This window comes from Streptomyces sp. MMG1533, assembly GCF_001279775.1.
Lineage (GTDB): Bacteria > Actinomycetota > Actinomycetes > Streptomycetales > Streptomycetaceae > Streptomyces.
On the sequence record NZ_LGDG01000234.1, the window covers coordinates 1 to 24971 of the forward strand.

Genomic DNA, 24971 nt, shown 5'->3' on the forward strand with positions numbered 1-24971 from the left:
CGAAAGCGGGCGACCAGGGTGCCCAACACCGTTCGGAGCACCCGGCTGAGCACGAGTCCTGGCAACAGGACCCACTCCCACTCAGTCATTAGGAACGGTGAACCCGCAGTACGAGTCGTCCTGCACTCCACCTTCAGGAGGTGCAGCCAGCACCACCCCTACAACCTGAGGCGGACTCGTCTTCGGGACCTGCGGCCGATGAGCCGGAGGTGCTCTCGCTCTTAGCGTGGAGCCATGACCACACCCGTCTGCACCAGCGCTTCGAAGGCCGCCACGCCGGCGACGCAGACCCTTCCGTACCCCTCGTTCTCGTCGTACGTGAAGGCACGCCAGCCGGTGCTGCTGCGTACCGCCCGGTCGCTGACCGCGAACCCGAGCGACGCGGAGGACCTGCTGCAGACCGCGCTCACCAAGACATACGTCGCCTGGGAACGCATCGAGGACCACCGTGCGCTGGACGGCTATGTGCGCCGGGCGCTGCTGAACACGCGGACGTCGCAGTGGCGCAAGCGCAAGGTCGACGAGTTCGCGTGCGACGAGATGCCCGAGCCGGAGCCGGTGTGCGCCGCCGACGACCCGGCCGAGCAGCAGGCGCTGCACGACGCGATGTGGCGGGCGATCATGAAGCTGCCCGCCCGGCAGCGGGCGATGGTCGTCCTCAGGTACTACGAGGATCTCAGCGAGGTTCAGACGGCCGAGGTGCTCGGGGTGTCGGTGGGCACGGTGAAGTCGGCGGTGTCCCGGGCGCTGGGGAAGCTGCGCGAGGACCCCGAGCTGGTGCTGGTCCGATAGCACCGGACCAGTACCGTCTTCACACGCCGACCGCAACGTGACCTGATCGATCACGCTTCCCTAGTGACATACCGCGCGGTATGCGCGCAGACTTTGCGCAGCCCTTACCACCGCCTAGGCAATGCCGCCCCGGGAGGACCGCCGTGCTGAGCACCATGCAGGACGTACCGCTGCTGATCTCGAGGATCCTGACCCACGGGTCGACGATCCACGGATCATCACAGGTGATCACGTGGACCGGTGAGGGTGAGCCGCACCGGCGCTCCTTCGCCGAGATCGGAGACCGAGCGGCCCAGCTGGCCCACGCGCTGCGCGAGGACCTCGGTGTCACGGGCGACGACCGCGTCGCGACTCTTGCCTGGAACAACGCCGAGCATGTCGAGGCCTACTTCGCGATCCCCTCCATGGGCGCGGTCCTGCACACCCTCAACCTCCGCCTTCCGCCCGAGCAGCTGGCGTGGATCGTGAACCACGCGGCCGACAAGGTCGTGATCGCCAACGGTTCGCTGCTGCCCCTGCTCGCCCCGCTGCTCCCGCACCTCAAGACGGTGGAGCACGTGGTGGTGTCGGGTCCGGGCGACCGTTCGCTGCTCGCGGGCACCGGCGCCGTCCAGGTGCACGAGTACGAGGAGCTCATCGCCGGGAAGCCGACCACGTACGACTGGCCGGAGCTGGACGAACGCCAGGCCGCCGCGATGTGTTACACCTCCGGCACCACGGGCGACCCCAAGGGCGTGGTGTACAGCCACCGTTCGATCTACCTGCACTCCATGCAGGTCAACATGGCCCAGTCGATGGGCCTGACGGACCAGGACACCTCGCTCGTCGTGGTCCCGCAGTTCCACGTCAACGCGTGGGGCCTGCCGCACGCGACCTTCATGACCGGCGTGAACATGCTGATGCCGGACCGCTTCCTCCAGCCGGCCCCGCTCGCCGAGATGATCGAGAGCGAGAAGCCGACGCACGCGGCCGCCGTCCCCACCATCTGGCAGGGCCTGCTCGGCGAGCTGACCGCCAAGCCGCGGGACGTCTCCTCCCTCACCCAGGTCACCATCGGCGGCTCGGCCTGCCCGCCCTCGCTGATGGAGGCGTTCGACAAGCTGGGCATGCGGGTCTGCCACGCGTGGGGCATGACGGAGACCTCCCCGCTCGGCACCATCGCCCGGCCGCCGGCCCACGTGGTCGGCACGGAAGCGGAGTTCGCGTACCGCCTGACCCAGGGCCGTTTCCCGGCGAGCGTCGAGGCCCGTCTCTCCGGCCCCGGCGGTGAACGCCTCCCCTGGGACGGCGAGTCGGCCGGCGAGCTGGAGGTGCGCGGCGCCTGGATCGCGGGCGCCTACTACAACGGCCCGGGCGCCGAACCGCTGCGCCCCGCCGACAAGTTCAGCGAGGACGGCTGGCTCAAGACCGGCGACGTCGGCACCATCAGCCCGGACGGCTTCCTCACCCTCACCGACCGCGCCAAGGACGTCATCAAGTCCGGCGGCGAGTGGATCTCCTCGGTGGAGCTGGAGAACGCGCTGATGTCCCACCCGGACGTCGCCGAGGCGGCCGTCGTAGCCGTCCCCGACGACAAGTGGGGCGAACGCCCGCTGGCCACGGTCGTCCTCAAGGAGGGCTCCACCGCCGACTTCGAGTCCCTGCGCGCCTTCCTCGCCGCCGAGGGGCACATCGCCAAGTGGCAGCTCCCGGAGCGCTGGTCGATCGTCGAGGCGGTGCCGAAGACGAGCGTCGGCAAGTTCGACAAGAAGGTGCTCCGCAGGCGTTACGCGGAGGGGGAGCTGGACGTCACCGAGCTCTAGCGCGGGATACGGCGGGCAGGGCGCCCGACAGGACCCTGCCCGCCGTACGGACACCGACTTCACCGTCGTGCGGCGAATCCGACTTCTCAGTATGCCGAGACACCGACTTCACCGCCGTGCGGCGACACCGACTTCATCGCCGTATGCCGAGACACCGACTTCATCGCCGTACGGCGGCAGTGGTTGACCGTGTGGCCGTAGTGGTCGACCGCGCGGCCGTAGTGGTCCACCCCAGCACCAGCCACGCGCCCGCCACCGCGCACACCCCGCCCCACCCGAAGTGGGTGAAGGCCGAGCCGGCCAGGGCAGAGGCGATGGCGCCGCCGGCGAAGCCGGCGACGACGTAGGCCGTGTTGGCAGTGGCCGGGGTTGAGGTGGTGGTGAGGGCGAGGGTCTGGTTGGCGACGTGGGAGGCGACCAGGGCGGCGTGGACGGCGATCGCGGCGACGAACAGCGACACCATCACGTGCCCGCCCAGCCAGAACAGCGGTACGGACGCGGCGGCGAGGAGATACGCGGACCGTACGACCTTGGCGGCGCCGAAGCGGTCGACGAGGCCGCCGGCCAGGGGCGCGACCACGCTCGCCGCCAGCCCGAAGAGACCGAAGAGGCCGGCCGTCGCGGTCGAGAGGCCGTAGCCCGTCGTGTCTTCCCCGGTGAGCAGCAGCGCGAGCGAGGTCCACAGGGCGCTCCAGGCGCCGTACATCCCGGCCTGGCGCACGCACGCGCGCCACAGGTCGGGCGAGCTGCGGACCACGGACGGCAGGGCGGCGAGGCCCGAGAACAGGCGGCCGGTGCGGCGGGCGCGGTGCTCGGTGGGCAGGGCGTAGGCCGTCAGCAGGCCCAGTACGGCCGTCAGCGCCGCAGCGCCCACGAACACCGCCCGCCAGCCGAATGCCTGCCCGGCGAGTCCGCCGAGGACGCGGGCCGCGACGATGCCGGTGAACAGGCCCGCTATGACGGCCGCGACATGGCGGGCGCGGCGGTCGGCGGGGGCGCGCCGGGCGACCAGCGGGACGAGGAGCTGCGGGACGACGGTCGCGGCGGAGGCGACGAGGACGGCCGCGGCGAGAGCGGTGGTCCCCGCGGCCGCCGCGCCCGCCACCAGCGCGGCAGCCGCGACGAGGGACAGGACGGCGACCAGTCGGCGCCGGTTCACGGTGTCGCCGAGCGGGGCGAAGACGAGCAGGCCGGCGGCGTAGCCGAACTGCGCGACCGAGGCGATCCAGGCCACGGCGGAGGGGGTCGAGCCGAAGTCGCGGGCGATGAGGGGGAGCAGTGGGGCCGCGAGGTAGATGTTGGCGGCGGTGACGGCGGTGGCCAGGGCGATCAGGGGGAGGAGGAAGCGGGCGGCGATGCCCGGCTCCCGGGTCGCAGTGCGGGCTTGCTGGGCGGTGACTGCTGTCGGCATGGCGGAAGAGCTCCTTAGAGCCAGCTCTAGCAACTAACTGGTTGGTTGGAACGGTCAACAGTCTGGACCGCACCCGAATTCCCTGTCAACCAACCGGTTGGTTACAAGGGTCGTCTCCGGCGGTACCCTGCCCCCATGGCAGTCAGAGACCCCGAGGCCACCAAGGCCCGGATCTACGAGGCGGCGGTGGCCGAGTTCGCCCGGTACGGCATCGCGGGCGCCCGCATCGACCGCATCGCCGCCGCGGCCAAGGCCAACAAACAGCTGATCTACGCCTACTTCGGCAACAAGGCGGAGCTGTTCACCAAGGTCCTCGGCACGTGCATGGTCGACCTCGCCGCCGCCGTCCCCGTCGATCCGGACGACATCGAGGGCTGGATCGACCGACTGCTCGACTACCACGCCGCCCACCCCGAACTGCTGCGCCTCCTCTTCTGGGAGGGCATCGAGTACGGCACCGACGAACTGCCCGACGAGACCGAGCGCCAGGACCACTACACGAGCAAGGTCGCCGCCATCGAGGACGGCCAGGCCCGGGGCGTCATCACCAACGGCTTCCCGCCCCGCGACCTGCTGTTCCTCCTGACGGCCCTGGCCAACTGGGCCGCCGCCGTCCCGCAGATGCGCCGCATCCTCACGGGCCCGGAGGACGCCGACCACGCCCGCCTGCGCGCCTCGATCAAGGAGGCGGCACGCAGGCTGATCGCACCCTAGGCATGGGCGGGGCGATCGCTGGTTGATCTGAGCGGCTGGGTTGGTCGGCGGATTGAGGCGGCTGGGTTGGTCGGCGGATTGAGGCGGCTGGGTTGATCGGCTGAGTTGATCGGATGGGTTCATCGGATGGGCTGATCGGCTAGTTGATCCCGATCCTGGCCAGGAGATCCACGATCCGCGCCTGCACCTCGCCGCTCGTGGAGCGCTCGGCGAGGAAGAGAACCGTCTCCCCCGACGCCAGGCGCGGCAGGTCCGCCTGGTCGACGGCGGCCGTGTAGACGACGAGGGGGGTGCGGTTGAGCTGCCCGTTCGCACGCAGCCAGTCCACGATTCCGGCCCGCCGCCGATGAACCTGCATCAGATCCATCACGACGAGGTTCGGCCTGAGCTGCCCGGCCAGCGTCACCGCATCCGCATCACTCGCGGCCCGCGCCACCTGCATCCCGCGCCGCTCCAACGTCGCGGTCAGCGCGAGCGCGATCTCCGCGTGCTCCTCGATCAGCAGCACGCGCGGCGGATGCTGCTCGGTGTCGCGCGGCGCGAGCGCCTTCAGCAGGACGGCGGGATCGGCGCCGTACGCCGCCTCACGCGACGCCTGCCCGAGCCCGGCCGTCACAAGCACCGGCACCTCGGCCGCCACCGCCGCCTGCCGCAGCGACTGCAGCGCGGTCCGCGTGATCGGGCCGGTCAGCGGGTCGACGAACAGCGCGGCCGGGAAGGCCGCGATCTGCGCGTCGACCTCCTCGCGCGAGTGCACGATGACCGGCCGGTACCCGCGGTCGCTCAGCGCCTGCTGCGTGGTGACGTCGGGCGCGGGCCATACGAGCAACCTCCGCGGGTTGTCGAGCGGCTCCGGCGGCAGCTCGTCGTCCATCGGCTGCGGCCGCGGGGTGTCCGCGATCTCGACGGCACCGCCGGGACCGTCCAACGGCTCGGGCCCCTCGGCGGCGTTCTCGTCGGGCGCCCCTATGGCGTACGACCGTCCGGTGCCCTCGGTCGCCTGCGCGAGCCGCGACTGCCCGGCGAGCGAGGGCTGGGGCACGGGCTGCGACTGCGACTGCGGTTGCGTGTTCGGCTGGGGCGGTACGGCGGGCTGCTCGGTCGGCGGGTGCGGACGCGCCGCCTGCTCAGGCGCCGCCGCCGCGGCGGGATCGGGCCGCGTACCGAGCTTCCGACGCCTGCCGGAACCGCCCGGATGGTTCGGGGGAGGCGTGGCCGACGGCAGCGGGCCGACGGCTGCCGAGGGCTGCTGCACCTGCACCGCCTGCCGATTGAACGGCACACCCTGCCCCAACGTCCGCACACTGATCGCCCGCCCCTGCGTGGAGTTCGGGTCCACGGGCGCGGAGGCGGCTTCGGCGGGCAGCGGCTGAGCGGCGCGGGCGGGCGCGGCGGGGGCTCCGGCTGCTCCGGCGGCCTCGGGCGGCAGGGGGGTGCCGGGAGCCGGGGTGCCCGGGTGGGGCTGCTGGGGCTGCTGGGGCTGCGGAGCTTGTGCGGCCTGAGCGTTCTGTGGGGTTGCCGGGTTGGGGGGTACGGGGGCGGCGGCACCGTTCGGCGGTACGGGCATACCGGCGCCCGTGCTGTCGTCGGCGGCGGGCCACGGTTGGGGGGCGGCGATCCCCTGGGGCGGGGTGCCGGGGGGCGTGCCCTGCGCCGGGGTGCCTTGGGCGGGCGTGCCCTGGGGCGGGAGACCCTGGCCGGGGGGTGCCTCGTCCGGGAGGGGCTGGCCCTGGTTGGGCACGGCGGGGGGGGACCCGCCCTGGTTGGGCACGGGGTGGCCGGGACCGGTTGCTTGCGGGGGGACGGGGGCGCCGGGCTGCGCGGGTGCGCCGGGGTGTACCGGCGTGCCGGGCTGCACGGCCTGCATCATCTGACCGGGCTGCACCTGCTGCGCTGTCGCACCGCCCTGAGGGACCGCGCCTGCCTGGGCCGCGTGGGCCTGAGGCACGCCGACCGCCGGGACCTGCGCGGCCGGGACCGGCGCTCCCTGCGCCGGAATCTCCTGTCCGGGCACTCCCTGCGCGGGAACTCCCGGAGCAGGCGCCCCGGTTGCTCCTTCGGGAACCCCGGCCGGCTCCGCCTCCGCGCGCTGGCCGACGGCCCGCCGACGACGCCCGGTCGGCGCGCTCGTGGGATGCGGCTGCGGAGGGGTGTGGTCGTCGGCCTGGCCGTGCGGGACGGCGTCGTGCCGACCGTCGTCGACGAGGGCGTCACCGGGACCACCCTGTCCGGGAACCTGAACCTGTCCGGGAACCTGAACCTGTCCGGGAACCTGCCCAGCACCCGGAGCACCCGGAGCACCCGGAACCGCCCCCGGCGCAGCCGCACCCTCGGACACCCGGTCGGCCTCCGCAGGCGGCAGGGCGAACACCGAACGGGGCCCCGCCTCCTGTGCGGCGGCCCGTTCCGACGCGGCGGCCAGCGCACGCCGGCGCCGACCGGTCGGCTGTTCAGCCGTCTCGACCGTTCCAGCACCCTCGGCAGCCGAGGCATCCGCGACATTCGGAGCAGTCGGAGCAGTCGGAGCAGTCGGAGCATTCGAGGCAGAGGCCCCCGCCCCGGCCCCCTGCGCCGCATCGCCGGAGGCCAACGCAGGCAAGGCCGCCGGCAAGGCGGGCTGTTCGCCACCGTCGCGCAGGGCAAGCCGGCCGTCGGGCGCGGGCACGCCCTGCGGCGGCACGGTTCCACCCAGCCCGGTCCCCACGGCAGCGGTTCCCGCCGCATGCTCGGCGGCCATGACCACGGCCCCTTCGGCGACACCGGCGACCGAGTCCCCGAGCGCACCCGAGCCCGGAACCGCACCCTCACCTGCGGCCGCAGCTTCCGCGGGCCGCCCCCGCCGCCGCCCCGTGCCGCCGCCGGAAACCTCCCCGGCGTCACCCGAAGCCTGGGCCGGAACCGGCGCGATCTCCTGCGCGGGAGCGCCCGCCGCCCGCCGCCTGCGTCGCCCGGTCGGCGCCGAGGCCTCCGCTTCGGAACCGTCGGCGTCGCCGGGTACCTCGCCGTCCAGGAAGGCGTCGGTGGTGGCCCGCCGGGCCCGCCGACGTCCCCCGCCGGTGGTCTGCTCGGGCAGTACGGCCTCGGCGGGGGCCGCTTCCAGCGCGGCCGGACCCGGAGCCGCAACAGCTCCCGCCCCACCGCCGAGCGGAACTTCGAGGACGTACGCGCTGCCGCTCATGCCCGGCACCTCGTGCGTCTGCAGCACGCCGCCGTGGGCGCGCACGATCCCGCGCACGATCGGCTCGTGCACCGGGTCTCCCCCGGCGTACGGTCCGCGTACCTCGATCCGTACGACCTCACCGCGCTGTGCCGCCGCGACGACGACGGTGTTGTCCATGTAACCGCCCGCCGAGACGGGCGAGTTCCCGGTGGCGTCGACACCGGCGACGTCCGCGACGAGGTGCGCGAGGGCCCTGGCGAGGAGCTGGGCGTCGACCTCGGCCTCGATGGGCGGCGCGTGCACGGCGAACTGCACACGGCCCGGCCCGATGAGCTCCACGGCCCCGTCGACACCCGCCGCGACGACGGCGTCGAGCATCACGTTCGTCCGCGTGATGCTGTCCGCCCCGGTGTCGAGCCGCTGGTACCCGAGGACGTTGTCGATGAGCGTCGTGATCCGCGAATATCCGGCCGACAGGTGATGCAGCACCTGGTTCGCCTCGGGCCACAGCTGCCCCGCGTCGTCGGCGGCCAGCGCGGCCAGCTCGCGGCGCAGCTCGTCGAGGGGCCCGCGCAGGGACCGCGCGAGCAGGGTGAGGAGTTGATCATGGCGTCCGGCGAGAGCCTCGTACCGGTCCTTCTCCCGCTCCCCGAGCGCGGCGTACCGTTCCTCGCCGGCGGCGAGCTCCTCGTCGTGCTGCTCCTGGAGCCCCTCCAGTTCGGTCACGTGCTTCTGGCGGAGCGCGGTGAGCTCGGAGGCGTGTTCCTCGGCGAGCTGCTCCAGCTCCTCCGCGTGCCGCTTCTCGGCGGTGGCCTTCTCCTCGGCGAGCGCGTCGTACGGCCGCCGGTCGGTGAAGGTCAGTACGGCGCCGACGAGCTGGTCGCCGTCGCGGACGGGCGCGGTCGTCAGGTCGACCGGGAGCTTCTCGCCCTTCTTCGACCACACCACCTGCCCGCGCACCCGGTGCTTGCGCCCGGAGCGCAGGGTGTCGGCCAGCGGGGACTCCTCGTACGGGAAGGGCGTGCCGTCGACACGGGAGTGGAGGATGAGCTCGTGCAGCTCACGCCCGCCGAGATCGCTGGCCCTGTACCCCAGTATCTGAGCGGCGGCCGGATTGACGAGGACGATCCGTCCCTCGGTGTCCGTCCCCACGACGCCCTCGGACGCGGCCCGCAGGATCATCTCGGTCTGCCGCTGCGACCGGGCCAGTTCGGCCTCGGTGTCCACGGTTCCGGTCAAGTCCCGTACGACGAGCATCAGCAGCTCGTCGCCGCCGTAGCTGTAGCTGTCGTACGCCTGCTGGCCGTTCTCCAGGTTCGCGCTGGAGACCTCGACCGGGAACTCGGTCCCGTCGGTTCGCCGGGCGATCATCCGGGTCGGCTTGGTCCGCCCGCGCGGGTCCATGTGGTCGGGCCGCCGCATGGAGCCGGGGATGAGCTTGGAGTCGAACTGCGGCAGCAGATCGAGCAGCCCTCGCCCGACCAGGGCGGTCCCCGGCGCCTCGAAGGCCTCGAGCGCGATGGTGTTCGCGTTGACGACGGTCCCATTGGCGTTGACCAGCACCAACGCATCGGGAAGCGCGTCGAGTATGGCTGCGAGGCGAGCAGCGCCTCGGGATGGCCTGCTGCTCACGAGACGCTTCCTCCCTGTTACCGCACCTTGCCGACCGCTCGGGCCATCTTGCCAACCGGCCCGCGACGTGTCACGCGAGGGAGTCTAAGGGCAGCGGTTGCGCTCGCGACGCCGGATGAGAGGGAGGTCGCACGACGAAGTGACGTAGAACGTGTGACCCCATCTGCGACGAGGTGCCTGTGCTCCCACTTCGGCTCCGCGAGACCTTCGCGGGACTTTTACGGAGCCGGGGCATCCGCCATGAAAACGCTGTGCCCCCTACGGGCCCGTCCCGCCCCCTACCGGACCCTGCCCAGCCCTACCGGCCGACCTCGGGCAGCAACGGCACGAGCCGGTCCCACCGCCCGATCTCACAGCCGTTGCTGCGGTCGAACCGCGCGTCGACGGGCCGCCCGGCCCAGGTCCCGGTGACATGCGCGGTGGCCGGCCCGCCGTACTGCATGGTGCAGACACCGTCCCCGGGCACGGGAGCGAACGCGTCCTTCCCCCATCGCGTGTTCCGCTCGACGACACCACACGCCCCACCCGCATCGGGATGACTCCCCCCGCCGGGATGACAGTCCACCTCGTACGTCCCGTCCGCGTCACCGCCCGCGTTGCGCACGGTGACGGTGAGATGGTCGCCGCCCGCGGGCGGGGGTGCGAGGGAGGAGGTGGAGACGGCGGCAGCGGGCACCGCGGACAGGGAGACGGCAGAGCCGACGCCGACGACGAGAGGGGCGAACCGCGCGAACCGGCCGAGCCGGGTGACCTGCAACATGACCTGACTAACGCCGTGGCCCCCCGGACGTTGCGCGCCGCCCCACCACCGTCGTCATGGACTTTGCCCTGCGCCCCGCCCTCCTAGTACCGTGGGAGGCGATTGGTGACACCACGCTCGACTGTGTCATCATCTGCACGCACCACTCGCGCTCGCGCGGGCGGCTGTGCTGGAGGCGTCGCCTAGTCCGGTCTATGGCGCCGCACTGCTAATGCGGTTTGGGACTTCAATCCCATCGAGGGTTCAAATCCCTCCGCCTCCGCGCCTGATCACGAAGCCCCGGCCGACACGGCCGGGGCTTCGTCGTTCCCGCACCGTTCCCGACCCTGCTCTGAGGGCCTTTTCTGCAGGTCACAAGGGGTATGGCAAACGGATTTCACATGGCGGCGGCAGTCATGTAATGTTCTTCCTGTCGCCGCGAGCGGGCCGGTAGGTCCGAAGCGGCGAGAAAACAAAACAAGCACTCGTAGCTTAACGGATAGAGCATCTGACTACGGATCAGAAGGTTGCAGGTTCGAATCCTGCCGAGTGCACAGCAGACCAGAGGCCCTGTGGAGAGATCCACAGGGCCTCTGGCTTTTGCGTTGACGGCAGTGTTTGACGGTAAGCGTTCTGGGGATCGGATCAGATGGCTATCGGGACACCGACCACACCGTCGCCATCATCCGGACCGTTGCCGTCACCCCTTAGAGCATCTCCGACACGATCGAACGCCGAGCGCTGCGAGTCGAGCCGGACGAAGGTGTAGATGTCCATGGTCACGCGGATCGAGCTGTGGCCGAGGACTTCCATGATCATGCGTGCGTCGGCGCCCTGTTCGTGGAGCAGTGACGCGCAGGTGTGCCGTAGGTCGTGGAAGCGGACCTTGCGGACGCCGGCCCGGATGGACAGCGCCTCGAAGGAGCGGTTGAGGTTGCGCGGCTCGATAGGGGTTCCGTTCCGGGTGGTGAAGACAAGGCGGCCCGCCTACGGCGGGCCGCGCGCTGGCGGCCACGGGCCGCCGCCGCTCCCTGTCTCCGCCACCGCTGCGCCGGCCCCCGGCCACTCAGCGCGCAGCACCGCCAAGGCAGACAGCCAGGCCAGGAAGCAACTCGCCCAGCCCGAGCACCAGGACCACGAACAGGACCAGGCCGAGCCCGACCAAGGACGACCCCGCCGCCCGGCTGGCCACCGTTTGGCAATCGGAAACGTGGCTGAGGCCGGTACGGGGTTGCTGGAGACATACGTGACGGGTGCTTGTTCGGCGCACTCGCCGCCGTGGCTGACTTTCGGTGGCGCAGGTCAGAACTGCGCCACCGATGACCGAACTTCAACAGTCCTCCTCTCTAACTCGTAAACGGCAAGCAGGGGTTATAGCCACACCCGAATCCGGGCACGACGACCACCCCGGTACCATCGGCACCGGGGTCCTGATCAGGGCTTCCACGACCGGACCACCCGGAATGCTGTCCAGGCTGAGGGGTGGTCCGGTCTCTTGTTGTTGACGTCCGCGCACGGGTGACGCGAGACGAGTCGGGCCTTCGGGATCAGATCAGGGCTTTGGCCACCTCGTAGATGGTGGGCCGATCCTCCGGAGCATGGCTGAGCATCGCGTCGACCAGTTCGCCCAGCTCACCCGGCACCTTCACGGGCCGACGCAGACCCTTGGCCACTGCCGCTCGCTGCACAGGGCGGGGAGCGTCGTCCGGGTACTCGACTGCCCGCCAGCCCGTGGCGGAGATGAGCAGCGAGGCCCCGAGTGCGTAGATGTCGGCTTCCTGTGTTGGCTCCGCTTCCCCGATGTCGAGCACACTGCGCGCGATCTCCGGTGCTTCGTAGTGGACAAGGCAGCCGCGGAACGGGAAGTCGTACCCCTCGGGTACCTGTCCGCCTCGGGCCAGGGCGAGGTCGATGAGGTGCGTTCGTTCCGGCCCGATGATGAAGTGGGCGGGCTGCACATCACCGTGGGCCCAGCCCCGTACGTGGAGATCAGCCAGAGCTTCGACACATCCCAGCGCCACGCTGGTGTGAGGTTCGATGGACGAGCCCTGCTTGCGGCATGGCTCCCACAGCCTGTAGAGGTCTGGCCCTTCGTGCCACGGCTGGAAGTTCCAAGTACCGCGCTCCCATTCGCCGTACGCGATCTCATTGAGTCCGAGGCGATGCAGGACGGCGCCCTCGCGTGCCGGCGCGAGAGCAGTCCAGGGCTGAGCAGGCCACTCGGCCGTGGCCTCGATCGGATACCCGAGCTTCACGACGTAGTGGCCCCGGGGGCTCTCCACCTCCCAGACCGTGGAGCCCCGGCGGTTGATGATCACGCGCTGCGAAGTGGGCATGAGCGCGTCGAGCACCACGATCGGCAGTTCAGGTGTTGGGCCGGACAAGGTCTCCTCTCCCTCCGGGCGACTGCGGCCGACCACGAGTCGAGGCCGGCCGCGTCACTGTTGTCGTGAGCTACGCCTGACCGTACGGTCGGCCGCAGTCCGAGTCGCACTGCGCGAGGTTCGTGCCGTCCACGGTCCACAGGTCGTCGAAGACCACGAACCCGGCCTCCTTCATTGCGCGAGCCGAGGCGGCGACCTTCTCCAGTTCGCGGCTTCCTCCACCGGGCATCGGGTTGTGGTGCAGGAAGCGGCCCGCGTACTGCTCGCACAGCACGGCGTATTCCTTCGTGTGCAGGATGAGCGCGTGCAGGCCTAGGTCGACGTCGTCGGACGGAACCATGGGAACGGTGGCAGTGGCCGCCGTGACCAGGAACGCGACCGCCTGGTCCGCGATCCGCTCAGCGCGCTTGGGGGACTGCCCGTTGTGGATGACCACGAAGCGGGCCAGGCTCTCGAACAGCTCTTCACCAGCCACCGCGCGACCGGTCTTCTGATCGTTCGCTGTTGCCGTCATGTGCAATCTCCTCAGGTGAGGTGGTGCGTGGCACGTACCACCCGCCCTGATCGCCGAGCTCGGCTCATAGACGATCGGGAAGCGGGCTTGGAGGCCGGCCCCGGACGGGGACGGGGAGTCGTGCGATCGACACCCGTCCGGGGCGGCCGGTCTACTGGCTGGTCCCGAGGGCCATGCCGATCACCAGACCGCACGAACCGCTGATGCAGATGATGAACAGGACCCCGGCATACCGGCCGACGGCGCGCATCACAGCGGGACCTGACTGTTGCCGTTCCGCACGGCCAGGCGCGCGCTCAGTTCCTCCCGCGCACTGGGTGCCACCACGTTGCCCGGCATGGCATCCCACTCCCTGCCGCCACGGACCGGCCGCATCTGCACGCGGCCACCGATCTCACCCATGACGACGCCGATACGTCCGGTGGCACTGTCTTTCGCCAGTTCACCGATGGCTGGTCTGGTCTGCTGATTGCTCGCCATGCCCACGAGCATCGCGATTCGGGTACCCCCGCCAAAAGGTCAGGCTGATTACCCAACTTGGGTAACATCGCGGCAAGTAGAGAATCCGCGACGTTGCGTAGCCCTCGCAGTTTGGGAGCTTGCCCAATGCCCGACGCCGACCGGCCGCAGGAACTGCCTGCCCGGCTGCTCACCGATCCCGAGATGATCAATGCCTGCCGGGTACGGGACTTCGGCAGAGTCTTCCGGCTGGTGAAGACCAGAGCGGGCATCTACCCGTCGATGGTCGCAAGGCGATGCGAGCTGACGCCGAGCCGCGTCGGCGAAGTGATCGCGGGCCGCCGCCAGTTGCTGCACATGGACGTCGTCGAGCGCATCGCCGACGGCTTGCGCATTCCAGGGCACATGCTCGGGCTTGCCCGGCGCCCATGGGAGACGCCTCAGGCTCTCGTCGTCACCGAGCGGGAGGCTCCCCAAGCGGCGGAGCCGGAACAGCTCGCCCCTGCGTCCCTATCGGGGCCCGACGTGGACAGCATCCTTGCGCTGACCACGCGGACCAACCTCAGCGCAGCAACACTTGAGGCATTCCGGTCCTCCATCGAGGACTACTGGCGACGAGACGACCAGCACGGCGGCGAGGCACTCAGGCCAGCCGTCGTCGGTCAACTTCGTTATGTGGTCGGACTCCTGAAGGAAAGTCGACCCCCGGCCATCCAGAACGGCCTGTACGGGATCGCTGCCGAACTCGCTCGCCTCACCGGCTGGACCTACTTCGACGCCCGCCAGTACAACCAGGCCCGCGCCTACTTCACCGAGGCCCTGCAACTCGCCAAGACCATCGACGACCGCCAGTTCATGGCCAACGTCCTCGCCTGTATGAGCTTGCAGGCGACCTACCAGGACAAGCCCGCAGACTCTCTGGCACTCGTGACCGCCGCCCAGGACCAGGCTCGCTCGGCCCCCGACACCACCGCACGGGTCCTGTCGATGCTGTCCATGCGGGAAGCCTTCGCCCATGCCACGCTCGGCAGCCAGACGTCCACTCACCGGGCGATCACTGAAGCGCATCGGCAGTTCGAGCAGATCCAGGTGAGCGACCCGGACCCGTCGTGGGTGGCCTACTTCGACGAGCCGAAGCTCATAGTGGATACCGGCATTGCCCACGGCCGACTGGGCGAGGCAGCGACCGCTGAACCGTTGATCGTGGATGCCTTGCGCCGGGAAGCCCGCAACAATCAGCGAGGCCGCGCGTTTCACGCCTTCTGGCTGGCTCGTACGCAGCTCGACCAAGGCAAGCTTGACCAGGCGTGCCACACCGCCACGCAAGCTCTGGAGCCCGCATCGGCGGTGGCTTCGGAGCGAGTGTCAGGCCACCTCAGAGAGTTCTACGACCAGTTGGCCCCACACAGGCAGGAGCCCGTAGCCCTGGCCTTCGAGGCGCGGCTACGGGAACTCCTCCCACCGGTCAGTGGATCGCTTCATCCATGAGCAGGTACAAGAGGCCGACGAGGGATCCGCTGCTCACGATCTCCCGGCGGTCGATCATCCCTCGCACTTCGCTGAGCGGAATCCACTCGATGCGGTCGGACTCGTTCTTCTCCGTGGGCGGACCGTCGTAACTCGCGCCGTCCGCACGGAAGACGTGGTGCTGCGAGTCCGTGATCCCGTTGGCCGGCTCGGCGTAGATCAGGGGCTTGATGGGCCCAGGCCGCCAGCCCGTCTCCTCCAGGACTTCACGGGCAGCCGCCTCCTCGGGAGACTCGCCCTCCTCGACCAGGCCCATGGGCAACTCCCAGGCCCAGGAGTCCGTGATGAAGCGGTGCCGCCACATCATCAGCACCTCCTGGCGGTCGTTGACCACGGCGGCCACGGCCAGGTGCCGCAGGCGAACGACGTGGTACTCCCACCTGCGCCCGTCAGGCTGCTGGACGTCGACCAGACACAGATTCACCCAAGGGTTGGTGTAGATCTGTCGCTCACCGTGGGTCTTCCACTCCATACCTGCGGCCCCTCTCGATCGGACTCCAGGGTCTCAGACCGATCCAGAAGAGGGCGCAAGTTCGACGCTTTTCGCGTCATGCTGACGAGATGCCCTCTGAGTGACCCGCGGGCCTTCCAGCTGGAGTGGCCCAGAGCCGGGAGAAACCAGGGAGCGGTGGCAGAGGGGGGTGTCGAACCGCAGATTGGGGAGCTGCGATCATTGGCGACCGGTTCAGGCGCTGACCTGCGTGAACGGTCGGGATGGGCCCTCACCGGGCCCGGCTGCTTTCACCATGATTCCCCGCTGTTCCCCGCTCGATCTGGTGCGTTTTTGGTGCGGTGCCCTCTGGCTGTTGTAGCGCCGCGGCCCACGCTGACCTGCTTATTGTGTAGATACACGGAAGCGGCCCAGTGCGAATGGGCCGCTTCCGTGCCGTGCTAGCAGCAGGTCCGGACTCGGGGAACCACTTCTCCCAGGGCCAGAAGACGATCCGCTGGAGGCCATCCCGGTCGAGGAGTTCCAGCGGGTCGCGGACTCCGTGACCGGGCTGGACAACCACTTTAGGAGAGAGGATGGGGGACTGTGCCGCTGAGCTGGGGCTTCGATACCTGGTCAGGCTGCCGAAAACTCGACCGCGAGTCACCCCCGTTGACCGTGGCTGCCCCCTGCATATGGCACGACAGTGGCACGAACCTCAGCCGACGACAGCCAGCCACGACAGCGGGTGCGCCGGCCGACCACGCACGCGTATGCCTCGCTGCACCCCACCGGCCTCAGCCACGCTGTCGGGTCTGTCGTCGACCAGAGTGAGGGGCCAGGGCCGCAATGTTCGCCGCCGTCCGTCGGCGGGGTCACGTAGTTAGACACTCATTGCTCCCGCATGGCACGTTCCAATCGATTACTCATAGATGACAGGTGTTCATTCCCTGGCAGCATCAATGGCTGTAGGCTATTCAGCTCGACTAGAAGTTCTGCCCGATCCCCTCGTCGAGGGTTCAAATCAAGAAAGCAAGATAGATGTTCATCAGCCCGCATCCACTGCGAGTATAGGCAATAGGTGAGAACAAGTATCCCTACGCGGGCTATTTCAGTTGGCTTATTAACTTGAGGGGAAGCGCAAATGTTCAGCGTTCTTGACGCGGATGCCTCCCATTCGGAATTGTCAAGTGCGTAAAGAGCGATGGATCTCTCGTAGTTGACCCACATACTGTCAGGATTTATTGCAATGGAAGAATTGAGGTCACTCAGGGATTCCAAGTATTGCCCCTGCACGCGTTTGATGGAACCTCGAATGCCGCGAGCGAAGGTATCTCGGGGGTTAATTTCAATAGCTTGATTGACGTCCTCTAAGGCTTCCTCAAGCCGCCCCAGGATGCGATAAATGTTGCCGCGATTAGTGAATGCGAAACCATCCTTCGAGTCAGTCTGAAGAGCGCGACTCGCATCGGCAAGCGATTCCTCGAATTGCCCCCTTCTGAGGTGAAGTTCTGAGCGGCCAATCAAGGCGAATGTATCGTTGGGGCCGATTTCGATAGCCCGGTTAAAGTCATCGAATGCGCGTTGGTGTTCCTCCATGTCTTCCAAGAGTCGACCGCGAGCTGCGAGAGTCCAGGAATAGTTGGGACGAAGCTCGACGGCGCGGTTGTAATCGGCCAGTGCTTTGTCAAACAGGCCCATATTGGCGAAAGTTTGGGCGCGATTTTCGATAGCCCATGCGTAATTCGGGGCGGTTATTATTGCACGGTTGAAGTCAATCAGCGCTTCCTCGTATCGTTTAGCAATCCTGAGCGCGTCACCGCGATGGGCGAGATTACGAGGGTCGTCGCTGATTTCAACGGCGCGGGTGAATTCTGCAATTGCCTCATCGTGCTTCCTCATGGCGAGATACGTGAGGCCACGCCCTCTTATGGCTGGGACGAAGGCTGAGTCAATTTCAAGAGCCCGATTGAAGTCAGACAATGCTTCGATGTATGCCTCCATTGCTCGGTTCGATTCAGCGCGAATGTAGTGGGCGGGCAATGTCGATTCTAGCGCAAGAGAGGCATTGCAGTCGTTCAGGGCTCGCTGATAATCAGAATTGCTGAGGTATTCTTTGGCGCGGAGAGTATAGGCAAAAGATTTTTCCGATGGAGGTAGATTTCCGCGATTCAGCAGCAGTGTGAGCGCGGCCACTTTGGGTTCGTCTTCTTCAAGCGACTTCGAGAGCTCCAGGCCCCAGCGAAGCACCTCTGTGGAACCCGCATCAGTGCCTGCCCTGGTCAGATTTTGAGCCCACCGACGCAAGATCGCGATGTGATTCTCGCTGGCATCAAGTATTTCCCGCAGCGTGTCAGGCAACTCGGCATGGTGGTCCGCGCACAGGCGATGATACGTCTCTTGGAGGCGAAAATTACGCCATCGCTCATCGTTCCACCGGTCTTTTTTCGTACTGGAGTTCTCTAGCTCAACACGCCGCCGCTCGAACTCTTCCGCTAGTCGGGTTTGGCTGTCTTTCCACCTGCGAGGCGATTGCTGCCGCTGCAGTCGAAGCATTGCCGAGCGTACGACTTCATGGTAGTGACCGCGGCCCGCGCGATTTATGAAGAACGGCATTGACTGAAGCCAATCGAACTCTCCGCGGGCTTCGGCTGAGACTATGGTCTGGTAGATGTCCTCATCGATCTCCTGCGGCAGAGCGCAGGAGAGCGCGGCTGCTCGTCGAGTCGTGTTTCTCTCCCATTTTAGGAACCGCTCAACAGCAGTGCCGCTGGGGTCATCCACATCCGCAACGCTGACTGGACGTGCTTCAGCCAGCGTTGAAACAAGTACAGGAAGTTTTCCTGAGAGTTGAAGGATAACTTCGACTACCCTTTCGTCGGATACACCTCTGGCGGCTATCAATAGGCGTGCTTCTGTCTCGCTAAAGACGTCAAGTGGGAGCACAGTTACTAGGTCGAGCCAATCCCCCCAGCAGTTGGGGTTGAGCTCTGATTGTCCAGCCAAGACAATTAGAACGTTGGCTGGCATGCGCCCATAACGCTCACTGACCAGAATGTCTCGGAGCCAGAAATCGAGCGATGGTCCGATTCGTTCATAGGTGTCAAAAAAGAGCACCAACCACGGCCTGCGCTCTGAAATTTCGGTCAATCCTCGGAGAAATGAAGGCGTTAGGACCTGTACTGGCGTTGCGACCAGTTCAACGTCCTCGTGGTTGCGCAATCGAGCGCTTAGGAGTGATTTGATTCGATCGGTACCCAATGCGACTTGGCTGGGATCAAGAATTCCAGCGAATGCACCCACTCCGGGTATCATGCCCAAACCAGCCAAGGCAAGTTGTGAACCAATCATGCTTGACGGAGTTGGATTCTGTTGATCGCCTGGTTGCCCGGCCCCTAGAGTCTCAGAGCCCATATTCGGGGTCCCCGCGGCCGAATAAACTTCGTGACGACGCTGACGATAGGTTGTCAGCATCTTCTCAAGCCCTTTTAGTTCAAATCCCTGGGATGCGAATTGGGAACTTATAGCCTCCATGACCTCGACTACATCTGTCGCCGATTCGTCGATGTAAGCGGTGATGGCATTTGTCTCGCGTGCCAGTGAGTCCATTTGCCTTACTAGGGTGGACTTACCTACGCCAGCAGGTCCGCGAATGTGGAAAAGGAATTGCGTGGCTTCGGCTGGCGATTGCCTCAACGCGTTCCTGAAGACGTTCTCCTCGTTGCGGCGGCCGATCAGCGCGGTCCGTCGCCGAAGTCGAATCAGTTCTTGCCTAGAGAGTGCTTGCCCTGCCATCCATACCCCCATCCCTGGTTTCGAGAAGATGGACCTCTGCCATGCTCTCGCGTTTGACCGGCCCGCGTCTCTCTGTTAGCTATTTCCGTCGCAGGTGCGTACCGGCTCCAACTGACGTTGCCCGCCTGTCTGTAGGTAGTCCTTCCCCACCTGAGCCACTACTCCCCCAGCTTCCATCCCGTACGCCGTCGACCCACACACCATGAACCGCGTCTGCTCGGCTCTGCCTGGGGCGATGGCGTACGGGATGGAAGCACCCCACGTACGCCCCTATAGACCCGCAGGCTGGTACGGCGCCCCTTCCATCCCGGTGCCGGCCGATCCCCCGCCGGAGGCATCGTTCTGGCCGGGGCCGCTCGTGCGGTGCTCTGCTCACGGTTCTCGGATAATCCACATGCGCGCGGCCCGGCCCCCGGCCGGGTTGGAGCGGGGCGGAGACAGGAGCGCAGGCCCGGCCGGGGCCGGGCCGCGCGCGGCACGCGGAGCGAGCCGCCTTGAATCAGCAGAGAAAGTCGTAACTCACAGGAGTGCTCCGGTCGGTTCGCCGCCTGAGGCTGGTGTAGTCGAGGCTGCTGGGGTCTTTGCCGGGGCCAGACAGGTGGGGCCCTCGACGGGGGCACCGAAGTCTAGATTTGACGGCAGTTCTGACGGCAACGGCGGCACACGGACGCGCACGTTGGCTGCCCTGGACGATCGAACTCAGAGGCCGTCAACCTCTCGCCTGGCGGCCTGCCCGATCCTACGGATCAGAAGGTTGCAGGTTCGAATCCTGCCGAGTGCACAGCATGTCAAAGGCCCCCGAGATCATCTCGGGGGCCTTTGACATGTGTGCGTGACGCCAACGTCGTCGCAGCATCCTCAGAAGCCGGAGCAGGAAGCAGCGGCTGACGGCCCCGAGGCGGTGGACGTCTTAGGGGTGTCGTGGTCCACGGTCACGGAACAGGTGGCGGTGCCTCCCGACCCGCTGAGGCTGATGAGGAGCGATCCGCCTTTCGTGAAGCCCTTCGTTTTCACGACCTTCCGCCATGGCAATGTCTTGACGGTTTCGGATCTTGTCGAGATGCCGTCGTCGTTCCAGACGGAGTACGCGATGGTCACGTCTCGTGCGTTGCCGGTGACCGCGTACTCCACCTCGACCGTCTTCGATGCTTCGTGCGAGATGCCGGCGACGATGGCCACGCACCCGCCCGCTACCAACAGGACCAGCACGAGCAGCACCCATGGCCACTTCCGTCTCTTCTTCTTCGGCGGTGCTGCCCCATAGGGTGGTCCGCCACTGGGTGGTGACTGCCATCCTCCCCCCGGCTGTCGCTGCTGCGCGCCTTGCCCCCAGGGCTGTTGAGACGGATCGGGACGGGGCGTCTGCCCGGGGGTGGGTTCGCTCATGGCCTAAGCGTCTGACAACGCCCTCGGATGCGCGACCCAGGGACCCACTCGTGGCTTCCATTTGCCTGACCAATGGAGGGGGCGCCGTCCCCGGCCGTGGGCACGTGGGTGGTGACTGGTCGTTCGTACTTGTGGTGCGCTCCGTCTGACGCCCGGAACCACGCCCGCGCTTCATGGGGTGTGGGGCGACGGTGGAGGGGATGGAAGCTCGGGGAGAGTGGTGGTGGCCGGTGGGGCACACCGGGCGTTTGACCGGAAGGACCCGACGAGCCTTGCGGATCGACCATCGGGTTTGCAGGCTTTGCTTGGGGGGCGTGCCTTGCGCGTGTGTGCGCCCTCGGGTGTTGGGCGGATGCAAGCATCAGGAGTGCCGATCATGATCCTTCCGAAGGTCCGGGACCCTCGCTTCGTGACGATCCGCCGCGGTGGGACCCTCACTGATTCGGATCACCATCTCCTGGCTCTCTGGGCGGCATCTTGCGCGGAGCACGTCCTTGACCTCTTCGAGTCGGCTCAGCCTGAGGACCCACGGCCGCGTCAAGCGATCGAGCATGCCCGCGCCTGGGTGCGTGGCGAGGTCAAGATGACCCAGGCTCGCGCGGCGGGGGGTCATGCAATGGGTGCGGCCAGAGACCTGCGTGGGGCAGCACGGCATGCCGCGTACGCCGCCGGCCAGGCCGGGGTCGTCGCACACGTCGCCGCGCACGAGCTCGGTGCGGCCGCCTATGCGATCAAGGCCGCACGTGCTGCCGCACCGGAACGCGAGGGCGAGGCCGCAGGGCGACTCGAGTGCCAGTGGCAGCGTGACCAGCTCCCGGAGGCGATTCGCGAGCTCGTACTTGACGACCAGCGGTTGCGGAACGACATCTGCTGGTCGGTGTTTGACTGCTGAGCGCACGTCGGGGCGCCGGCACCGCCCATGAACGCAGTTGAATGCCCCCGGGCGGACCCCACCAGGCGGCGAGCACAGGGCCGTACAGGCAGGGAACGTTCCTCGACAGCTGCCGTCGTGCTCGCCATGATGAGCCGATGTCCGAGAACCGTGGGCCGGGTCCCTCCCGCGCCCCAGACCCGGACGCCAGTAGTTCAGAGCTTGGCGGCAACCATCGCCGCCAAGCGGCGAATCACGGTGAGAGAGACGGCACGCCGTCTGGCACCGGAGGCTGTGTTTCAGCAGGCCAACGGTGCAGCAAAGCCCTGAGTACCCCAGCTTCCCTAGCTGATGTTCTGCAGTGTGCTCGCACGCTCTGCATGCATAGGGGCCCGGCTCCGGGTTGGTCATGTGTCGTGGTTTCGACGTGAGTCGGGGACGGAGCGGGTGATGCCGTTCTAGCCTCGTCGGGGGACGAGTACGGGGGTGTGCGGGTGAGCGTCGGGGGCGCTGTCGGCGGGGAAAGATTGTTTGTCTCGCATGCGGGTGCGGATCGTGCGTGGGCGGAGTGGGTGGCCTGGCAGTTGCAGGATGCCGGGTATGAGGTCGAGCTGGATGTGTGGCACTGGGGGGCGGGGGAGAACTTCGTCCTGCGGATGAACCAGGCCCTGGAGCAAGGTCGGATGGTGGCCCTGTTCTCCGAGGCGTATTTCGACACGGCCCGGTTCACGACCGAGGAGTGGACCGCGGTGCTGGCGGCGCGGGAGAAGTGGGTGCCGGTGCGGATCGAGGCCGTCTCCGTTCCGCCGATCGTGAAGCCGCTGCTGGCACCGGAGTTGTTCGGGCTGGAGGAGGAGCAGGCCCGGGGGGTGCTGCTGCGGGCGGTGCAGGGCCCGCCGGGTGCCCCGCACAGTCCTCCCGGTTTCCCTGGGAACGGTGGGGTGGGGCGGTTACGGCAGGTGGGGGGAACGGGGCCGCGGTTGCCGGGCAGTCTGCCGCGGGTGTGGAATCTCCCGTCCCGTAATGCCGGCTTCACCGGGCGGGACGAGCTGCTGGTCGAGGTCCGCACCCGGCTCGCCGACACGCGCCAGGTGGCGGTGCTGGCCTTGAACGGCTGGGGCGGGGTGGGCAAGACCCAGCTGGCCATCGAGTACGCCTACCGGTTCAGCGGCGAGTACGAACTGGCCTGGTGGGTGCGGGCGGAGGACACCGCCCTGATCCCCGAGCAGCTGGCCGCCCTGGCGGTGGCCACCGGCTGCGCCCGCCCGGACACCCCACAGGCGGAGGCGGTGGCGGCGCTGGGCGTGGAGCTGCGTACCCGGGCACGGTGGCTGCTGATCTTCGACAATGCCGAGGACCCCGCCGCGCTGGCCGGGTATCTCCCGGCGGCGTCCGGCCATGTGCTGATCACCTCGCGCAATCCGCGCTGGCACCGGGTCGCTGCCCCGGTCGATGTTGCTGTGCTGGCCCGAGCGGAGTCCGTCGCCCTGTTGCAAGACCGCACCCGGTCCTTGAGCGAGGGGGACGCGGACCGGCTGGCCGCCGCGCTGGATGATCTGCCCCTGGCACTGGTGCAGGCCGCCGAGACACTGACCGCCTTCACCCCGGACCAGTACCTGGCGCTGCTGGAACGCAACGCCAGCGAGGCGACCGAGGACGGAACCCCGCCCGACTATCCCCACTCGCTGGCCGCGCAGGTCAGGGTGAACATGCAACGCCTGGCCGGCCAGGACCCCTACGCGGCCGATCTGCTGCGGGCGTGCGCGCTGCTGGCACCCGAGCCTTTCCCCCTGCACGCCTGCACTCCGGCCGGAGCGGCAGGCGTTGATGGCGCCAACAGTTCCTCGATGGCGGGGATGTTGTCCGACACCCGTGCCGTGCGGCGGGTGCTGACGGTTGTGGACCGGTTCGGACTGGCGCGCGTGGTGGGCGGCACGTTCCAGTTGCACCGGCTGACTCAGGCCATCCTGCGCGACCAGCTCACCCCCGCCCAGCACGCCCGCGCCGCGGGCGACGCCAGCCTCCTCCTGGCCGCCGCCTACCCCGGCGACGCATCCGATCCCGCGACCTGGCCGCGCTGGCTCGACGTCCTGCCCCATCTCCTCGCCATTGCCCCCAGCGAACTGATCAACAGCCAAGCCCGGTACGCGGCCAGCCTGGCCTGCTGGCACCTGATGGAACGGGGCAATGCCCGCACCGTCCTGCCACGCGTGGAAGACCTCCACCGCACCTGGACCAGCCGGCTCGGCCCTGACCACCACGACAGCATGGTGGCGGCGGTCATCCTGTCCCGCGCCCTTGGCAGCACCCAGAACCACAGCCGCGCCCGCGCCTTGGACGAGGACATCCTGGCCCGGAAGCGGCGGGTCCTCGGCGATGATCACCCCGACACCCTGAACAGCGCCTCCAATCTCGCCAGTTGTCTGGCGGATCTGGGGCTGACGGAACAGGCCCGGGCCCTGGCCGAGGACACCCTTGCCCGGCAGCAGCGGGTCCTCGGCGACGATCACCCCCACACCTTGAACACCGCCAGCCACCTGGCCAGTTGTCTGGCGGAGATGGGACTGACGGAACAGGCCCGGACCGTGGCCGAGGACACCCTTGCCCGGCAGCAGCGGGTCCTCGGCGATGATCACCCCCACACCCTGATCACCGCCAGCCACCTGGCCAGTTGTCTGGCGGATCTGGGGCTGACGGAACAGGCCCGGGCCCTGGCCGAGGACACCCTGGCCCGGCAGCAGCGGGTCCTCGGCGATGATCACCCCCACACCTTGAACACCGTCAGCCACCTCGCCAACCGTCTGGCGGAGATGGGGCAGACGGAAGAGGCCCGGGCCGCGGGCGAGGAGATCCTGGCCCGGATGCGGCGGGTCCTCGGCGACGACCACCCCGACACCCTGAACACCGCCAGCAACCTCGCTATCCGTCTGGCGGAGATGGGGCAGACGGACGAGGCCCGGGCGCTGGGCGAGGAGATCCTGGCCCGGATGCGGCGGGTCCTCGGCGACGATCACCCCCACACCCTGAACACCGCCGGCCACCTCTCCAACCGACTGGTGGATCTGGGACAGACGGACGAGGCCCGGGCGCTGCGCGAGGAGATCCTGGCCCGGATGCGGCGGGTCCTCGGCGACGACCACCCCGACACCCTGCGCACCGCCGACACTCTCCGAGATGTACGGCAACCACGTACGGCAAACTGAGCAACCGCCCCCGACCACCGACCTCCTCCAGAGGCTGCAGAGCGACCAACATGACCGTCACCGCCCGATCCGCATACAGCTTCGGATCAGAAGGCCGCAGGTTCGAATCCAGCCGAGTGCACACAGGGGCGAGGCCCCGGAGGGTTCCGGCG

General features: G+C 68.1%; 15 protein-coding genes, 2 tRNA genes and 1 pseudogene. 8 read left to right on the forward strand and 10 right to left on the reverse strand.

The features are described from left to right. The first annotated feature begins 234 nt into the window (after positions 1-234). Together ADK57_RS29680 and ADK57_RS29685 are read left to right on the forward strand one after the other, a co-directional pair. Complete coding sequence (locus tag ADK57_RS29680; protein ID WP_053752693.1) at positions 235-792, forward strand: SigE family RNA polymerase sigma factor; 558 nt, start codon at positions 235-237, stop codon at positions 790-792. A 143-nt stretch (positions 793-935) separates the two neighbouring features. Then, positions 936-2594: a long-chain fatty acid--CoA ligase gene (locus ADK57_RS29685; protein ID WP_420711913.1), complete on the forward strand. Its 1659-nt coding sequence runs from the start codon at positions 936-938 to the stop codon at positions 2592-2594. 160 nt (positions 2595-2754) lie between these two features. Here the strand turns inward: ADK57_RS29685 and ADK57_RS29690 are convergent, their stop codons facing one another. Next, on the reverse strand, positions 2755-4005 hold the full coding sequence (locus ADK57_RS29690) for an MFS transporter (protein WP_053752694.1): 1251 nt from the start codon (positions 4003-4005) through the stop codon (positions 2755-2757). 135 nt (positions 4006-4140) lie between these two features. On the opposite strand from ADK57_RS29690, the gene ADK57_RS29695 reads away from it, so the two are divergent. Then, positions 4141-4719 carry a TetR family transcriptional regulator gene (locus tag ADK57_RS29695; protein ID WP_053752695.1) on the forward strand — a complete coding sequence of 193 codons (579 nt, stop codon included), beginning with the start codon at positions 4141-4143 and terminating at the stop codon, positions 4717-4719. A gap of 139 nt (positions 4720-4858) precedes the next feature. Here the strand turns inward: ADK57_RS29695 and ADK57_RS29700 are convergent, their stop codons facing one another. Together ADK57_RS29700 and ADK57_RS29705 are read right to left on the reverse strand one after the other, a co-directional pair. Beyond that, positions 4859-9511 carry a PAS domain-containing protein gene (locus ADK57_RS29700; protein WP_078973414.1) on the reverse strand — a complete coding sequence of 1551 codons (4653 nt, stop codon included), beginning with the start codon at positions 9509-9511 and terminating at the stop codon, positions 4859-4861. Between the two features lie 298 nt (positions 9512-9809). Next, positions 9810-10271: an SSI family serine proteinase inhibitor gene (locus tag ADK57_RS29705; protein ID WP_053752697.1), complete on the reverse strand. Its 462-nt coding sequence runs from the start codon at positions 10269-10271 to the stop codon at positions 9810-9812. Positions 10272-10442: 171 nt separating this feature from the next. On the opposite strand from ADK57_RS29705, the gene ADK57_RS29710 reads away from it, so the two are divergent. Continuing rightward, positions 10443-10533, forward strand: a tRNA-Ser gene (locus tag ADK57_RS29710). Positions 10534-10731: 198 nt separating this feature from the next. After that, positions 10732-10804: transfer RNA gene (locus ADK57_RS29715), tRNA-Arg, on the forward strand. 91 nt (positions 10805-10895) lie between these two features. Here ADK57_RS29715 and ADK57_RS52050 read toward each other — a convergent pair. The 4 genes and pseudogenes from ADK57_RS52050 to ADK57_RS29730 form a co-directional block, all read right to left on the reverse strand. Next, a pseudogene (locus ADK57_RS52050) lies at positions 10896-11216 on the reverse strand (tyrosine-type recombinase/integrase); the annotation flags it as partial. Positions 11217-11797: 581 nt separating this feature from the next. Beyond that, on the reverse strand, positions 11798-12634 hold the full coding sequence (locus ADK57_RS29720) for a protein kinase domain-containing protein (RefSeq protein WP_053752698.1): 837 nt from the start codon (positions 12632-12634) through the stop codon (positions 11798-11800). A gap of 70 nt (positions 12635-12704) precedes the next feature. Beyond that, complete coding sequence (locus tag ADK57_RS29725; RefSeq protein WP_053752699.1) at positions 12705-13148, reverse strand: glycine-rich domain-containing protein; 444 nt, start codon at positions 13146-13148, stop codon at positions 12705-12707. Positions 13149-13397: 249 nt separating this feature from the next. Further along, the gene (locus ADK57_RS29730; protein ID WP_053752700.1) at positions 13398-13640 is read right to left on the reverse strand and encodes a hypothetical protein; all 243 of its coding nucleotides are present in this window, start codon (positions 13638-13640) and stop codon (positions 13398-13400) included. Between the two features lie 114 nt (positions 13641-13754). On the opposite strand from ADK57_RS29730, the gene ADK57_RS29735 reads away from it, so the two are divergent. Beyond that, positions 13755-15095 (forward strand): helix-turn-helix domain-containing protein, encoded by a 1341-nt coding sequence (locus ADK57_RS29735; protein ID WP_053752701.1) that lies wholly within the window; start codon positions 13755-13757, stop codon positions 15093-15095. On the opposite strand, the gene ADK57_RS29740 is transcribed toward ADK57_RS29735, so the two are convergent. From ADK57_RS29740 to ADK57_RS50120, 3 genes are all read right to left on the reverse strand, one after another. Then, positions 15073-15606, reverse strand: a complete 534-nt coding sequence (locus ADK57_RS29740; protein ID WP_053752702.1) for an NUDIX hydrolase — start codon at positions 15604-15606, stop codon at positions 15073-15075. The two genes, ADK57_RS29735 and ADK57_RS29740, sit on opposite strands and share 23 nt — an antisense overlap. A gap of 849 nt (positions 15607-16455) precedes the next feature. Further along, positions 16456-19173, reverse strand: a complete 2718-nt coding sequence (locus ADK57_RS50115) for a tetratricopeptide repeat protein (RefSeq protein WP_159050172.1) — start codon at positions 19171-19173, stop codon at positions 16456-16458. Positions 19174-20217: 1044 nt separating this feature from the next. Next, positions 20218-20577, reverse strand: a complete 360-nt coding sequence (locus ADK57_RS50120; RefSeq protein WP_159050173.1) for a hypothetical protein — start codon at positions 20575-20577, stop codon at positions 20218-20220. Positions 20578-21121: 544 nt separating this feature from the next. Here ADK57_RS50120 and ADK57_RS29750 point away from each other — a divergent pair. After that, positions 21122-21637, forward strand: coding sequence for a putative immunity protein (locus ADK57_RS29750; protein WP_053752704.1), 516 nt, complete (start codon positions 21122-21124; stop codon positions 21635-21637). 473 nt (positions 21638-22110) lie between these two features. Continuing rightward, positions 22111-24819, forward strand: coding sequence for an FxSxx-COOH system tetratricopeptide repeat protein (gene fxsT, locus ADK57_RS29755; RefSeq protein ID WP_267890785.1), 2709 nt, complete (start codon positions 22111-22113; stop codon positions 24817-24819). Positions 24820-24971 lie beyond the last annotated feature (152 nt).